Raw genomic sequence first — 15,115 nt, forward strand, 5'->3', positions numbered from 1 at the left:
TTGATGATGAGCAATGATTGCTTGTTACCAATTACACATTACCTATAAGTATGAAGGGAATATTACTGGTCAACCTCGGATCTCCGCGCTCGACTTCTGTGCCGGATGTGCGCGAGTATCTTGATGAATTTTTGATGGACGAAAAAGTGATCGATTACCGCTGGTTTTTCCGGTCGCTTCTCGTACAGGGAATTATTTTGAATACAAGACCTGCAAAATCTGCCGAAGCATACAAAACAGTTTGGACCGAAGACGGTTCGCCGTTGATTGTCATCACGCAGAAAATTAAAAACAAGCTTGAAAAACTCGTAGATGTTCCTGTAGAAATTGGAATGCGGTATGCTGAACCCAGCATAGAAAGAGGAATGCAGAAACTTGCCGACCTCGGCGTAGACGAGATTGTTCTTTTTCCACTCTATCCGCAATATGCAATGAGCACGACGGAAACGGTGATTGATAAAGCGGAGGAAGTGCGCAAAAAGAAATTTCCAGGCGTGAAAATCCAGTATATTCAGCCGTTCTATGACCGCGATATTTACATCAACTGTCTTTCCGAAAGCATCCGAGAAAAACTTCCGCAAAATTTTGATGCGCTGCAGTTTTCTTATCACGGCGTTCCTGAGCGGCACATTTACAAAACCGATCCTACAAAAACCTGCAATCTGAACGACTGCTGCACGCGCGAATCAAATCCGAGTCATCAGTTTTGCTACAGACATCAGTGTTTTAAAACGACCGAAAGCGTCATCGAAAAACTGAATTTACCGAAAGAGAAAGTAATCGTTTCCTTCCAGTCACGGCTTGGAAAAGACAAGTGGATGGAGCCTTACACCGACGAAACTTTGGAAACCATACCGAAAAAAGGCGTGAAAAATCTTGCGATTGTTTGTCCGGCTTTTGTGTCTGACTGCCTCGAAACTTTAGAGGAAATCTCAGTGGAAGGCAAGCATCAGTTTACTGAAAACGGCGGCGAGAGTTTTCATTATATTCCATGTCTTAATGATGAAGACCGATGGATTGAGGTGGTAAAAACACTTTGCGAAGAAAAACTGAACGAGTTTTATCTGGTTTAAAAATAAAAAATCTGCAGAATATGTCTCTGCAGATTTTTTTTGCTTAAATAACAAAAGAACTTACTGTACCGGCGTCCGGAACTCTCCGTAACCAATCAGTCCGTCGAAATTTCTGCCGAAAGGCTTGTAATATAAAAACGCCTGATATAAATTTTCAGTCTGCCAGAAATTTCCGTTGATTTCACCGTAATTAAGTTTTCCGCTGGCTTCTTTTGTGGCTAAAATATAATTGTAAAAACCCTGTTTCAGGAAAATTTTGGCAACATATTTCTTTGTCGCGGCATCATAAGTCATCTGTGAAAGTTTATCGGCTTTAAAATCATTAAAACCACCGAGAACATACATTTCTTTGTCAATCGGCTCCGAATCAATCGAAAAATGCACCCAGGAATAATCTGCTTCACGCTCTGCATTTCTTTCTAAACCAAGATCATTTCTGCGGTAATACCAAGCACCATTTACATCCGGCTGATACTGATAGTCGAGTGGATACGCCCATACAGAATGCAGAAAAGTATTCGGCACACCATCTACCAATCCGGCCTCGCGCACCATGTCGGCGGCCATATTTAAATTTTTGTTGTCAAAATAATAAAACTCATTGTTTCCGGGAAAAGCCAGATTCAGCTGCTGATATAAAATCTGATTTCCAAGCGTCGAACTCGGACGAAGATTTGAAATACTGAAAGCGCGGTTATTATTCTGCTGCACCGTAAGCGTCATCGAATTCACATTCGAGGCCAGATCGGCACCTTTTGTCACTGCTTTCACCTCAACTCTCTGGTTAATATCAGGTCGTTTGGCATCAGCGATACGCTCCATATTTACAAAAACAGTGACCATATCTTCTACCAGAGAAAATCTTCTTTTGAAAAGCGGTTTGTCAGCAGAATCTTTATACACGATAATTTCAAAATTACCCGAAATTTTAGGCTGAATTTTTTCATTCGGAAACTTCAGTATATAATGCGTGTACGGCTGTAGTGTGTTGAAAGAATACTGAAACTGATCGATCAGTCCGTTCATGCTGCCGTTGGCAATTTCGGTAAAAAAAAGATTGTCGTCTTCCCAGTTTCTGTCGTAATGTTTCAGCGTGTAGCGGTAAATCTGACTGCCGTTGGTAAGATCGTCAAAACTCAGCACAAACTGCTGATTCATTTTAAAAACCGGCGTTTCGTCGTTTGTATACGGATTGAAGAGCTGAACACTCTGGATGTTTTGGGAAAAAACCAGGCTGCTGAGCGCGAGAAAAAAAATCTGCAATGTTTTCATTACCACGAATATACTTAAAAATCTTTATTTTGAACCAGATTATCGTATTTTTGAGTATCAAAAAAATCTTCAGATAATGCTTCATATACAGTCTTTTACTTTAAACTTTGCTGCCGAAAATACCTATATTATTTACAGCGATAATAAATCTTCATGGCTCATCGATCCCGGAAACAGAAGCAGCGGAGAGACAGAATACATCAGCAATTTTATCAGAGAAAAAGATTTAAAAATCGAAAAAATTCTGCTCACACATGCGCATATCGATCATGTTTTGGGTTTGCAGTGGGCGTATGATACGTTTAAACTACCCGTTTTGATGCACAGAGAAGAACAGCCGATTTTGGATATGTTTCAGATGAGCGGAATGCGCTTTGGTCTCCAGCTGCCGTCAATTAATGTCGAAGTAAAATATATAAAGGAAGGCGACACGCTTACGTTGGATGGTGAAGAATTCAAAGTCTATCACGTTCCGGGGCATTCGCCGGGAAGTGTGGTGTATCATAATGAAAAATCAAAATTCATGATTTCCGGTGATGTACTTTTTGAAGGAAGTATCGGCCGCACCGATCTGTACAAAGGAAATTACGATCAGCTGATTGAAAATATTAAAACAAAACTTTTTATTTTAGATCCTGAAACCGGCGTTCATTCAGGGCACGGAAATTCTACAAAGATCGGCTTTGAAAAAGATCACAATCCTTTTTTTACCTAAACAAAAACTACCTTTTTCAAGGTAGTTTTTGTTTATTTCTAAATACTTATTTCCATTTGATATTGCAACCAATGCTTGGTCTCTGCAATTCTTCCTGAGGCGCGCCGATCAGGAGATTTTCAAAGGCAATGATCAGATCCTCGCCGGTCACTTCTTTATGATTTCCAGGTCGCGAATCATCCATTTGCCCGCGGTAGATCAAATCCATTTTTTCATCAAAAAAGAAAAAATCCGGTGTGCAGGCAGCGTTAAAAGCTTTTGCCACAGCCTGACTCTCGTCAAATAAATATGCGAAATCAAACTTTTTCTCCATCTGAAATTCAATCATTTTTTCCGGAGAATCGGCAGGATATTTTTCTGAATCGTTGGCATTAATAGCGATAAATTCGATTCCAGCTTCGTTGTAATCTTCGTAAAGCTCATTCAGTTTATCGATCACATGAAGCACAAACGGACAGTGATTGCACATAAAAATCACCAGCGTTCCCTTCTCTCCTTTCAGATCGTCGAGCGACTGCACTTCGCTGCTTTTTGACGGATTCGGAAGTTCAAAATAAGGAATTTTCGTTCCCAAAGGAAGCATATTGGAAGGTGTATTTGACATTATAAATAATTTTTGAACGTGAAAAATTTCGGTTTAAAGTAAATCTTTAAGCAAAGATAAAGATTCCGCGAAAGGATTTGCGTAGTTTACCCAAAGAATATTTTCCTCTTTCCGGTACCACGTTAGCTGTCTCTTTGCAAAACGGCGCGAGTTTTTTTTGATTTCAGACACTGCAAAATCAAGACTCCATTCGTCTTCAAAATATTTAAACAGTTCAGAATAGCCAACGGTATTGAGTGAAGCCAAATCGGGATGTTCTTTTTTAATTTTAAATAGATACTCAGCTTCGTTTAGAAGTCCGTTTTCCAGCATTTGATCAACACGAAGGTTGATTCTTTCATAAATTATCTCACGCGGCGCTTCAATCCCGATTCTTACGGTTCTGAAATTTCTAGCATCTTGTGGTGCAGAAATATTTTCGGTGTACGTTTTTCCCGTTTGCCAGATGATGTCGATTGCGCGTAAAAGCCTTCTGGGATTGTGAATATCAACATTCTGATAATATTCAGGATCGAGATTTCTTAATATTTCCTGAAGTTTTTCGATGCCATCCTTTTTAAAAATATCAGCGAGTTTCTGCTGATTTTCGATATGAGCTTCCGGTAGTTCATTCAAACCTTCAATTACCGCTTTTTCGTACATCATGCTACCACCCACCATGATTACAAAATCTTTTTCATTAAATAAATCCTGTAAGAGCTGAAGCGCATCATGCTCAAACTGTCCTATTGAATAATAGTCGGTAACCGAAAGATTGCCAACAAAATAATGTTTTGCCGCAGCGAGTTCTTCATCAGAAGGAGCTGCAGTTCCGATTTTCATTTCGCGGAAAAACTGACGCGAATCGCAGGAGATAATTTCGGTGGAAAAATGCCTGGCAAGATCAATGGCAAGTTTGGTTTTGCCGATTCCGGTTGTTCCCACGACGGAAATCAAAGTTTTCATGAATGTTGAAATTTAAGAAAATCATTACGTCTGAATTTCATAAAAAATAAGCAGTAATGCGCGTTTTACTTTGCTAATTTAAATGTTTATCTTTGTACAACAATAGAAAAGTATGATTTTATCAATGACCGGATTCGGGAGAGCCGAAGGTGTTTTTGAAGGGAAAAAAATTGCAATCGACATAAAATCGCTCAATTCCAAAAGTTTTGATTTGAATGTAAAGGTGCCGATGCGCTACAAAGAAAAAGAGTTTGAAATCCGTAAAATGCTCAACGACCGCATCATCCGCGGGAAGGTAGACTGCTACGTTTCGCTCGAAAATCTGCAGGAAAGCAACGATGTAAAGATCAACCGTACGCTGATCGATTCTTATATGAATGAGCTGCGTTCTGTGGCCGGCGACGGACCCGATTTTGAGTATCTGAAAATGGCGGTGCGACTTCCGGATGCGATCTCTACAAAACAGGACGAACTGAATGAAGGTGAATGGAAAACCATCATTGAAATTCTGCTTTCTGCGCTTGAAAAATTTGAAGAATTCAGAAAAACGGAAGGCAATATTCTGCATGAAGAACTGAAGCGAAACCTTTCCAATATTGAAAAATCTCTTGATGATGTGATTCCTTTTGAAGAAGTAAGGCTTTCTTCGGTAAAAGAGCGCTACGAAAAAACTTTGAAGGAATTTGAAAATGTTGATGAGACGCGTTTCTATCAGGAAATGGCTTATTATACCGAAAAACTGGATATTTCTGAAGAAAAAGTTCGCCTTGCCCAGCATCTGAAATATTATTCTGACGTGATGAACAATGAGAATTTCAACGGAAAAAAACTCGGATTTATAGCACAGGAAATTGGCCGCGAGATTAATACTTTAGGTTCAAAAGCCAATCACGCAGAGATTCAGAAAATCGTGGTGATGATGAAAGATGATCTTGAAAAAATAAAAGAACAGACCTTAAATGTTCTGTAAAAGCGAAAATTAGATTTTATCATTAAATGAATAAAGTTATCATTTTTTCGGCGCCTTCCGGAAGCGGAAAAACGACGTTGGTAAAGTATTGCCTTTCGGTTTTCCCCAAGCTAGAATTTTCAATTTCCTGTACAACACGAGCGCCGCGCGGAAGCGAACAGCATCAGATCGATTATCATTTTATTTCGCCGGAGGACTTTCGTGGAAAAATTGCGGAAGATGCTTTTGTGGAATTTGAAGAAGTGTATACCGATAAATATTACGGCACGCTGAAATCTGAAGTTGAAAAGATCTGGCAAACTGGAAAAACAGTGATTTTTGATGTGGATGTAAAAGGCGGTGTTTCGCTAAAAAATTATTTTGGTGAGCAGGCACTTTCGATTTTTATTGAACCGCCTTCCATTCAGGAACTGGAGCGCAGATTAATTTCAAGGGCAACAGACGATGCTGAAACTATTAAGACCCGCGTGCAAAAAGCAAAAGAAGAACTAGAATTTGCTGATCGGTTTGACGAAATCGTCATTAATGATGATCTTTCTAAAGCTAAAATTCAGCTTGAAAAATTAATTTCAGAATTTATTTCTTCTTAAAAAATAAAACACTTTTTATTAATTTTTGTGAAAATTAAATACACCAAAAAACATGAGTACAGAAACATTAGATAAAGCAAAATCTGCCATTCCGGTGAGAGGATTTTTAGACCTCTCCTATCTCGATATTCCGAAAGGTGAAGCGCTGAAACAGGCGATTTTAGATCTTAAGAAGGAAAAAAACGCTGTTATTCTTGCGCATTATTATCAAACGGGAGATATTCAGGATATTGCCGATTTTCTTGGCGACTCTCTTCAGCTCGCACGTCAGGCAAAGGATACCGATGCCGATATGATCGTATTTTGTGGCGTTCATTTTATGGCGGAAGCCGCAAAAATTTTAAATCCGACCAAAAAAGTGGTTCTGCCTGATACAAAAGCAGGCTGTTCGCTTGCTGACGGCTGTTCAGGTGAAGGTTTACGAAAAATGCGTGAGCAGTATCCCAACGCGCTCATCGCAACCTATATTAACTGCAACGCTGAGACGAAGGCCGAAAGTGATATTATTGTAACAAGTTCGAACGCAGAAACCATCATCGAAGCGCTGCCAGCCGACCGCCCGATTATTTTCGCGCCTGATAAAAACCTGGGGAGATATCTGTCTCAAAAAACAGGTCGGGACATGATTCTCTGGGACGGAAGCTGCATCGTACACGAAGCTTTCTCGATGGAAAGAATTGCAAAACAGCTTGCCGAAAACCCTGATGCCAAACTTATCGCTCACCCGGAAAGTGAAGAAGCCGTTTTGAAACTGGCACACTTCATCGGTTCGACGTCTGCACTTCTTAATTTTGTGGAACAGGATGACTGCCAGAAATTTATCATCGCAACAGAGGAAGGAATTCTTCACGAAATGAGAAAACGTGCACCACACAAGGAACTGATTCCTGCTTTGGTTTTTGACGAAAGCTGTAACTGCTCAGAATGTTTTTACATGAAGAGAAATACAATGGAAAAACTGTATCTGTGCATGAAATATGAACTTCCGGAGATTATTATTGATGAAGAACTTCGGCTGAAAGCTTTGAAACCGATTGAGGCAATGCTTGATCTTTCGAAAAGCATCAAATAAATTTTAAAGCGGGTTTCTACTCGCTTTTTTTTTAATTTTAAACTAAAAACTATGAGCAAAATATTTCTTGAAGATGTAAAAATCTACGCTTACCACGGCGTTCTTCCCGAAGAAAACATTATCGGTACATATTATATTTTAAATGTCGAACTTCATACTGATCTTTGGAAAGCGGCCGAAAGTGACGACGTAAATGATACGGTAAGCTATGCTGATATTAATGAGATCCTGCATACTGAAATGGCAATAAATTCTAAACTTCTGGAACATGTCGCAGCTCGGATTTTAAATAAAATTCATGAAAAATTTCAGCAGATTTCTTACATCAAGATAAAAATTACGAAGAAAAATCCACCGATGAAGGGCGAAATGATCGGTGCGAGTATAGAACTTGAGAAAAGTTTTATTTAACTTCGGTAAAAAACTACCATGATAGAAAATTTACGTATTGTAGAAAGAAACAAGGCATCAAAAGGTGCGCGATTTTTAAATTTTTTAATTGACCGAACTGTTATTATTCTCTTTTTTGTCGGACTAGGATTTTTAGCAGCTACTCTGTACCAATTCTTTGAGATAGAATTTCTGATTAAATTTGTCTATAAGCTTGAAGGTTTAACGCGCTTTGAAGACATTCTTTTGGGATGGATAACCTATTTTCTGTATGTTTTTATAACAGAATATTTCTGCAACGGGAAGACTTTAGGCAAACTGCTTACGGGTACGAGAGCTGTCAGTATAGACGGCAGTAAACCAAGCGGCAAAGAATTTTTTATACGAAATATCTCGAGATTGGTACCTTTTGATGCTTTCTCTTTTCTGGGAGATATTGGATGGCACGACTCGTGGAGCAATACGCGTGTGGTAGATGATAAAAAATTTCTTAATGAAATAAATAAAAACACAGAAATTGACGAAATTGGAAATAAAGGACTGCTCTAATATTTGCATCAAAAGAAAAAAAACCTATATTTGCACCACTGAAAACGGTACTTTGGCCGAGTGGCTAGGCAGTGGTCTGCAACACCACCCACAGCGGTTCGAATCCGCTAGGTACCTCTTAAATCTCTGATCTTAATCAGAGATTTTTTTGTTTTCTGCTCAAAAGAAGCTTTACTGCTTTCAGTTTGAGAAATTAAATACTTTCTATAATTCGAAAGATCACATTTATAATATCAAAAACCGAAGATAAATTCTGCTTTTTTTAACAAGATGATTTCTGAAAGCGGACTGCTAAACCATTAAATTTTAACAGTTCGTTACACTTAAGGTTTTGTATATAAAATTTGACAGTTATTATTTTAGTAATTGATAATCAAAATTTTAAAACATGAAAAAGGAATTATTTTTTAACTTCTGAATATTTTTAAACTCAAAGAATATGAAGGTTGGCTTCAAAATTGTTTTTAAGACAGAAAGTAAAATATAAATATTAAAAATTTGAGTTATGAAGAATTTATTAATTGCAGGTATGTTTGCGGCCTTTACCCTTACAGCCTGTAAAAATGACGACAAGATTGCAGAAAAGGCATTAGAGCAGCAAAAAATAGAATTTCAGGCGAAACAGTTAGAAATTGAAAGACAGCGTCTCGCTATAGAAAAAGAAAAAATTGCTTACGATACCAAACGCAGATCAGATTCTATTGTAGAGGCCGAAAAAGCAAAAGCGACAGCTGCTGCAAACAGAGCGTCACAAAGAACAGCAACACGTACGGTTTACAGAGACCGATACGTAAGTTCTGGTAACAGCAACAACGGAAGTTATGCAGGAAACAACAGCGGACAGACCACTACTCAGAAAAAAGGAATGAGTAAAGCCGCTAAAGGTACGATTATCGGTGCCGTTGGTGGCGCTGCAGCCGGAGCACTTATCAGTAAAAAGAACAGAGGTCTTGGTGCTGTAATAGGTGGCGTTGCAGGTGGTGCGACCGGTTATACAATCGGCAGATCGCAGGACAGAAAAGACGGACGAGTACAGCCGAGATAATTCTCGCATTCATATATAAAAGAAAAGATTGCTTATTTTTGAGCAATCTTTTTTTATGCTGTTTATCCTCCTTTCCGCAGTTCTTATATTTCCGGTTTTATACGGTTGGGGTTTGCTTGCGGAAAGACTTTTGCCGGAAATTTCATCTCATTTTTTATCAGGAACATTGCTGACAGGGATTTGCTTCGTCACTTGTATTGCTGCAATTCTCGCATTTTTCTTTCCTTTAAATATTTACATTGAAGCACTAGTAATTGCAGTAGGTTTTACCGGATTATTTTTAAACAGAGATAAAATCAATTTTCAAAATTTTGACCGAAAAAATTTAAAAATAGTATTTGCCGGAACGCTTGTCACTGCATTTCTTTCTTCATTTTATCCTTACATTTTAGATCATTTCGGATACTACGTTTCTACGGTAAATTGGCTTGATGAATTTGGCTTTGTAAAAGGCATTTCAAACCTCGATCTCACGCTCGGACAAACTTCTTTCTGGCATATACTTGAAAGTGTTTTTTCTCACATTCTGGATCCGTTTTTAAGACTCAACGCAATTTTTACCATATTATTTCTTGTTTATTCAATTGAGAAAAAATCCTGGCTACTACTGATATTTATTCCTTTTTTTCTGCTGTTTGTGCAGTCGCCTTCGCCGGATTTGGCGGTTATGATTATTTCGCTGATTGTTGTTAATGAAATATTTTTGAAAAGCACCAATATCACTTTTCTCTTTGCGCTTTCAGTCTTTGCATTCGCTATAAAACCTACTATTTTCTGGTTGCCAGTTTTTACATTTGTGTACGTTTTAATCATTTTAAAATCCTCTTTTAAAAATCTAATTCCGGGTACTTTTATTTTGATTTTAATGCTTATAAAAAATCTCTACGTCTTTGGATATCCCATTTTTCCGATAGCATTTTTTGATTTAAATCTTCTTTGGAAACCCCATCCGAAACTGATGGAAATTTCTTCGAAATTTGCCGTTGAAAAAACTTTCGACAACCAGTTTTCCACAGCTGAGATCAATAAATTCACGGTTTTAGAAAACATAAAAAACTGGCTTTTCATCCCCGGAATTAAGTCGGTAATCAACATTCTATTCATTTTTGCCCTTATCTTATTTTCCATTTTTACTTTTATAAAAAAAAACAAAGTAATCTCTCACCTTTGGATTTCTGTTATTATGAAAAGCATCATCATTTTAATAATTTCCGCGCAGTACCGCTTTTTTCTGGATGTTTTTTTAATAATTTTTCTGACCGTTTTTTACAGTACAATCTCAAAATCTTTAGCCTTAAAAATCTCTGCGGTCTCATCATTTTTAATACTGATTTTTTTCTGCTTTCCGAAAATGATCTCATCAGCCATTCCAAGTTACCGGATGTCAGAATTCATGGGTAAATTTGAAATCAAACAGCTCATAAAACCCTCAAAATACTCTTATAAAGCTTATCAGACTTTCAAAGTTGGCAATCTCACTTTTCATGTTTCCAAAAATTATCCTTTCAATTTCGATACGCCTTTACCGGCAATTTCTGAAGGCTATCTTTTTGATTATCAGAGAACAGAAATTTTTCCGCAAATGATTGATCCAAACGATATTTCCAGAGGTTTTGTTTCAAAGAAAATGACTTCTGCAGAAATAAGACAGCTTGATGAAGTTATCATAATATTAAAATCGACCGCACGACCGTAACGACAGTTTTTATTATCTGAAGAAAAAGGGTAAATTTGTGTTATGTTCAACCAATTAGGAAATTTTCTTTCTCTTTCTACGTTTGGCGAAAGCCACGGAATTGCTTACGGTGGCATTATCACCAATTTTCCTGCAGGAATTGAGATTGATTTTGAGACGATTCAGCTCGAGCTCGACCGCAGAAAACCCGGACAGTCAGCCATCGTAACGCAGAGAAAAGAAAGCGATACCGTACAGTTTCTTTCCGGAATTTTTGAAGGAAAAACGACAGGAACGCCGATTGGTTTTCAGATTATCAATGAAAATCAGAAATCAAAAGATTACGCACATATCGCCGATTCTTACCGGCCAAGCCACGCAGATTTTACCTACGACAAAAAATTCGGCATCCGTGATTACCGTGGTGGCGGAAAATCTTCTGCCCGCGAAACCGTAAACTGGGTTGTTGCCGGCGCATTGGCGAAACAGCTTATTCCAAAAATTGAGATCAATGCATATGTTTCTTCTGTGGGAGAAATTTTCTGTGAAAAACCCTATCAGGTGCTTGATTTTTCTCAGACAGAGAGCAATGCCGTCCGTTGTCCGGATGTAGAAACTGCTGAGAAAATGATTGCGAAAATTAAAGAAATTAAAAAAGCTGGTGACACAATCGGCGGAACGATTACATGTGTGATAAAAAATGTTCCGGTGGGTATTGGCGAACCCGTTTTTTCTAAACTTCAGGCCGAACTGGCAAAAGCAATGTTAAACATTAATGCCTGCAAAGGTTTTGAATACGGAAGCGGATTTTGTGGCGCAAAAATGAAAGGAAGCGAGCACAATGATGCTTTTAACTATGATTTTTCGACAAAATCTAATCTTTCAGGTGGAATTCAGGGAGGAATTTCAAATGGGATGGATATTTATTTCCGCGTTGCTTTCAAACCGGTTGCAACGATTTTACAGCCACAAAAAAGCATTGACAGCAAAGGCAATGAAGTAGTGATGGAAGGCAAAGGCAGACACGATCCCTGCGTCGTTCCCAGAGCGGTGCCTATTGTAGAAAATCTCGCTGCGTTTGTGCTTGCCGATCTTTTTCTCATCAGTAAAACCAGAAATTCGGTGAATTTTTAGCCATCATTTTTAATTAAATCTAAATAAATCATGAAAGAATATTGGGACAAGGCGATCTCGTTTGATGAATATATTGGAACGGCGAAAAACCGGCTCGAGAATCCTAAAACCTTACAAGACACTGAATACAAGGCGTATTATGATCTCGGAATTCAGCGAATGGAGCGCACTTTGAAAAAACTGAATTTTGATGAGGTGCTTTTTGAAGTGCTTGATGATAAAAATTTTACGGGGAAGATTTTAATTATTTCTGAAACCTGGTGTGGTGATGCAAGTGCGACGGTTCCTGCAGTAGTACGCTTTTTTGAAGGTAAAAATGAAGTGAAAATTTTTCTGCGCGATTCTGATGAAAGTCTGATCGATCAGTTTCAGACAAACGGGACGCGCTCAATTCCAAAGATTTTAATTTTAGATGAAAACTTTGAAATAAATAACACCTGGGGACCGCGACCAAAATATGGTCACGAACTACTTTTAAAACACAAAGGTGACCCGGAAAATTATACGAAAGATATGTTTTACAACGAACTTCAGATTTACTATTCGAGAAACCGAGGTAAAGATGCAGTGGCAGAAATTTTAGATTTAATATGAAAAAAATAGTAACGTATATCGTCATTTTTGCAATTTTAGGTGTAATCTTATTAGTTCCTGGCGTGAGAAATTATCTGAAAGATGCATTCTTCCCGGTGGCAACGATTGAAAGTGCGGTGCATATAGCGCCCGAAGATTACGATGTCGATTTAAAAGGAATAAATACAGCAGACACCAATTTGAAAGCTTTCCGGAAAAAGCCTGTTTTCCTGAATTTCTGGGGAACCTGGTGTCCGCCGTGCCGCAAAGAATGGCCGTCGATTCAGAAATTATATGAAGGCAGAAAAGAAAATGTTGATTTTGTACTGATCGCAATGAAGGATGACGAAGCTAAAATCCGTGAGTTTTTAAAAGAAAACAAGTATACCGCACCGGTTTACATTGCCGAAAGTCCAATCTCTGAAAAAATACTTCCGAAGGTTTTTCCGACAACATTTTTGCTTGACCAACATGGGAGAATCCTGATGAAAGAAGATGCCGCAACCGACTGGAACACTGAGTCTATTCATCAGTTTTTAGACAATATCATAAAATAGATTAACATATAATTCCCTTTTGTTGGTACAGATTTTGAGTCATTTAACAGATAAATTATCTGAAAACCAATCCAAATATGAAGTATTCAAAAATAGATTTAGCCAAGAAAGCCATTGCGCATAAGGGTTTTGTACAGAAAATTCCGGATATTTTCAGAATGGTGAGAATGTGGAAAAACGGCTCGTATCCGATGCGTTCTATCGATATGATATTACCGCTCTTGGGTCTTCTATATGTGATTTCACCAATCGATCTACTTCCTGAAGTGGCAATTCCGGTGCTTGGGGTGATGGATGATCTGGCGGTTTTGTCGCTAACGATTCCAAAACTTTTACGTGAAGTTGATAAATTCCTTCTTTGGGAAGCCGAAAAGAACGGTAGCAAAACCATTGAAGCAGAAATTCTTTAAAAAAAGATGCCATCTTGATATTCGAGATGGCTTTTTTCGTTTACAAATCCTCATCTAATCAAAATCTTCGATTTACAGCTTGCCGAAAATCCTTAAATTTGCAGTCATCTAATAATACATCATGGAAAGTAAAAAAGAATTCTTTTTGGAATGCTACAAGCTGGGAATCATCAAATTTGGAAGATTTACATTAAAAAGCGGTATCGAAAGTCCGTTTTATGTAGATTTAAGACCGTTGGCTTCTGACCCGAAAATCCTGAAAAATCTGGCCAATTATCTGTTGGAAATGCTTCCTTTAGATAATTTTGACCTGATTTGTGGAGTTCCTTACGCAGCACTTCCGATGGCGACCGCGATGTCTCTTGAAAGCTATATTCCGTTGATTATTAAAAGAAAGGAGGCCAAAGATTACGGTACCAAAAAGATGATTGAAGGCATATACCAGAAAGGGCAAAACTGCCTTTTGGTGGAAGATGTGATCACTTCGGGTAAATCGCTGATCGAAACTATTGCTGAAATAGAACAGGAAGATCTGAAAGTTGCCGACATCGTCGTTGTTTTAGACAGGGAACAGGGCGGGAAACAGCTTTTAGAAAGCAAAGGTTACCGTGTTCATACGCTTTTCAATATTTCTGAAGTTTGTTCGATTTTAAAAGAAAAAGGTGAACTTGCAGATGACGAAGTGATGAGAATTCAGGATTTTCTGAAAGGGAATCATATTCAGTTTGAAGAAAAGACCAGACTTTCTTACGGTCAGAAACTGGAGCAGGCGCAGCATTCGGTCTCAAAAAAATTATTGGAACTGGCTTTGGCCAAAGAATCAAATCTAATCGCATCCGCGGATGTGACGAGCACCGAGGAACTTTTAGATTTCGCCGAAAAAGTGGGTCCGCACATTATCGCTTTAAAAACGCACATCGATATTATTTCAGATTTTGAATACGAAAAAACCATTCTCCCTTTAAAGGAAATTGCCTCACGTCACCGTTTTTTATTAATGGAAGACCGTAAGTTTGCCGATATTGGAAATACACAGGAACTTCAGTTTAAAAGTGGCGTTTTCAGAATTACCGACTGGGCAGATTTTGTTACTTCACAGGTAATTGGTGGTTTCGAATCGCTCGACTGCTTCAGAAATGTGGGCGTTGTCGCAATCATTGGTATGTCGTCAAAAGGTACATTAACGACAAGCAGCTATCGTGAGGAAGCTTTAAAAGTTGCGCTTTCGCATCCAAATGTTATCGGCGGTGTTTCCCAAAATCCCTTGCCGGAAGAAATTTTACTATTCACTCCGGGCGTTAATCTTGCAGACTCCGGTGACGGAAAAGGTCAGCAGTATAACACGCCGGAACACGTTTTCAGTATGTTGCACAGCGATTTCATCATCGTTGGCCGCGGAATTTACAAGGCTGAAAATCCAACAGAAGCGGCTGCCACTTATAAAAATGCTGGTTGGGGCGCATATTTGAATTCTCTTGAAAAAAAATAAAAAATCCGATTCTGAAAAAGCCGTGCTTATTTGCCTGAAATTTGATACTTTA

At 38.4% G+C, this 15,115-nt stretch carries 17 protein-coding genes and 1 tRNA gene; 15 read left to right on the forward strand and 3 right to left on the reverse strand.

Translation table 11 applies throughout. The annotated features are described in order from the left end of the window. Window positions 1-44 precede the first annotated feature (44 nt). The gene (gene hemH / locus ASG01_RS13420) at window positions 45-1,073 is read left to right on the forward strand and encodes a ferrochelatase (RefSeq protein WP_055864952.1); all 1,029 of its coding nucleotides are present in this window, start codon (window positions 45-47) and stop codon (window positions 1,071-1,073) included. Window positions 1,074-1,133: 60 nt separating this feature from the next. Here the strand turns inward: hemH and ASG01_RS13425 are convergent, their stop codons facing one another. Then, window positions 1,134-2,345 (reverse strand): type IX secretion system plug protein domain-containing protein, encoded by a 1,212-nt coding sequence (locus tag ASG01_RS13425; protein ID WP_055864603.1) that lies wholly within the window; start codon window positions 2,343-2,345, stop codon window positions 1,134-1,136. 76 nt (window positions 2,346-2,421) lie between these two features. Here ASG01_RS13425 and ASG01_RS13430 point away from each other — a divergent pair, with 76 nt between their 5' ends. Continuing rightward, the gene (locus ASG01_RS13430; protein WP_055864605.1) at window positions 2,422-3,060 is read left to right on the forward strand and encodes an MBL fold metallo-hydrolase; all 639 of its coding nucleotides are present in this window, start codon (window positions 2,422-2,424) and stop codon (window positions 3,058-3,060) included. Between the two features lie 46 nt (window positions 3,061-3,106). Here the strand turns inward: ASG01_RS13430 and ASG01_RS13435 are convergent, their stop codons facing one another. Together ASG01_RS13435 and miaA are read right to left on the reverse strand one after the other, a co-directional pair. Next, window positions 3,107-3,664, reverse strand: coding sequence for a thioredoxin family protein (locus tag ASG01_RS13435; RefSeq protein WP_055864608.1), 558 nt, complete (start codon window positions 3,662-3,664; stop codon window positions 3,107-3,109). Window positions 3,665-3,697: 33 nt separating this feature from the next. Then, window positions 3,698-4,609, reverse strand: a complete 912-nt coding sequence (miaA, locus tag ASG01_RS13440) for a tRNA (adenosine(37)-N6)-dimethylallyltransferase MiaA (RefSeq protein WP_055864612.1) — start codon at window positions 4,607-4,609, stop codon at window positions 3,698-3,700. Window positions 4,610-4,733: 124 nt separating this feature from the next. Here miaA and ASG01_RS13445 point away from each other — a divergent pair, with 124 nt between their 5' ends. The 13 genes from ASG01_RS13445 (at window position 4,734) to pyrF (ending at window position 15,063) form a co-directional block, all read left to right on the forward strand. Continuing rightward, window positions 4,734-5,579 (forward strand): YicC family protein, encoded by an 846-nt coding sequence (locus ASG01_RS13445; RefSeq protein WP_238584555.1) that lies wholly within the window; start codon window positions 4,734-4,736, stop codon window positions 5,577-5,579. 26 nt (window positions 5,580-5,605) lie between these two features. After that, window positions 5,606-6,169 carry a guanylate kinase gene (gene gmk, locus ASG01_RS13450; RefSeq protein WP_055864619.1) on the forward strand — a complete coding sequence of 188 codons (564 nt, stop codon included), beginning with the start codon at window positions 5,606-5,608 and terminating at the stop codon, window positions 6,167-6,169. Window positions 6,170-6,221: 52 nt separating this feature from the next. Next, a complete protein-coding gene (nadA, locus tag ASG01_RS13455; RefSeq protein ID WP_055864622.1) occupies window positions 6,222-7,241 on the forward strand; it encodes a quinolinate synthase NadA in 1,020 nt (339 codons plus the stop codon). Between the two features lie 51 nt (window positions 7,242-7,292). Further along, window positions 7,293-7,652, forward strand: a complete 360-nt coding sequence (gene folB, locus ASG01_RS13460) for a dihydroneopterin aldolase (protein ID WP_055864625.1) — start codon at window positions 7,293-7,295, stop codon at window positions 7,650-7,652. Between the two features lie 18 nt (window positions 7,653-7,670). Then, a complete protein-coding gene (locus ASG01_RS13465) occupies window positions 7,671-8,180 on the forward strand; it encodes an RDD family protein (protein ID WP_055864628.1) in 510 nt (169 codons plus the stop codon). A 46-nt stretch (window positions 8,181-8,226) separates the two neighbouring features. Continuing rightward, window positions 8,227-8,297 (forward strand) — tRNA-Cys (locus ASG01_RS13470). Window positions 8,298-8,685: 388 nt separating this feature from the next. Further along, window positions 8,686-9,225, forward strand: a complete 540-nt coding sequence (locus ASG01_RS13475) for a YMGG-like glycine zipper-containing protein (RefSeq protein ID WP_055864630.1) — start codon at window positions 8,686-8,688, stop codon at window positions 9,223-9,225. A gap of 55 nt (window positions 9,226-9,280) precedes the next feature. After that, a complete protein-coding gene (locus ASG01_RS13480) occupies window positions 9,281-10,921 on the forward strand; it encodes an LIC_10190 family membrane protein (RefSeq protein WP_055864633.1) in 1,641 nt (546 codons plus the stop codon). A gap of 42 nt (window positions 10,922-10,963) precedes the next feature. After that, window positions 10,964-12,034, forward strand: a complete 1,071-nt coding sequence (aroC, locus tag ASG01_RS13485; protein WP_055864635.1) for a chorismate synthase — start codon at window positions 10,964-10,966, stop codon at window positions 12,032-12,034. Between the two features lie 30 nt (window positions 12,035-12,064). Further along, window positions 12,065-12,628, forward strand: coding sequence for a thioredoxin family protein (locus ASG01_RS13490; RefSeq protein WP_055864638.1), 564 nt, complete (start codon window positions 12,065-12,067; stop codon window positions 12,626-12,628). Next, window positions 12,625-13,164, forward strand: coding sequence for a TlpA family protein disulfide reductase (locus ASG01_RS13495; protein ID WP_055864641.1), 540 nt, complete (start codon window positions 12,625-12,627; stop codon window positions 13,162-13,164). The genes ASG01_RS13490 and ASG01_RS13495 overlap by 4 nt, the downstream gene beginning before the upstream one ends. A gap of 77 nt (window positions 13,165-13,241) precedes the next feature. Continuing rightward, the gene (locus ASG01_RS13500) at window positions 13,242-13,574 is read left to right on the forward strand and encodes a YkvA family protein (RefSeq protein ID WP_055864643.1); all 333 of its coding nucleotides are present in this window, start codon (window positions 13,242-13,244) and stop codon (window positions 13,572-13,574) included. A 121-nt stretch (window positions 13,575-13,695) separates the two neighbouring features. Beyond that, window positions 13,696-15,063 (forward strand): orotidine-5'-phosphate decarboxylase, encoded by a 1,368-nt coding sequence (gene pyrF / locus ASG01_RS13505; protein ID WP_055864646.1) that lies wholly within the window; start codon window positions 13,696-13,698, stop codon window positions 15,061-15,063. Window positions 15,064-15,115 lie beyond the last annotated feature (52 nt).

The sequence above is a fragment of the Chryseobacterium sp. Leaf180 genome (genome assembly GCF_001424585.1).
Classification (GTDB): Bacteria; Bacteroidota; Bacteroidia; order Flavobacteriales; family Weeksellaceae; genus Chryseobacterium.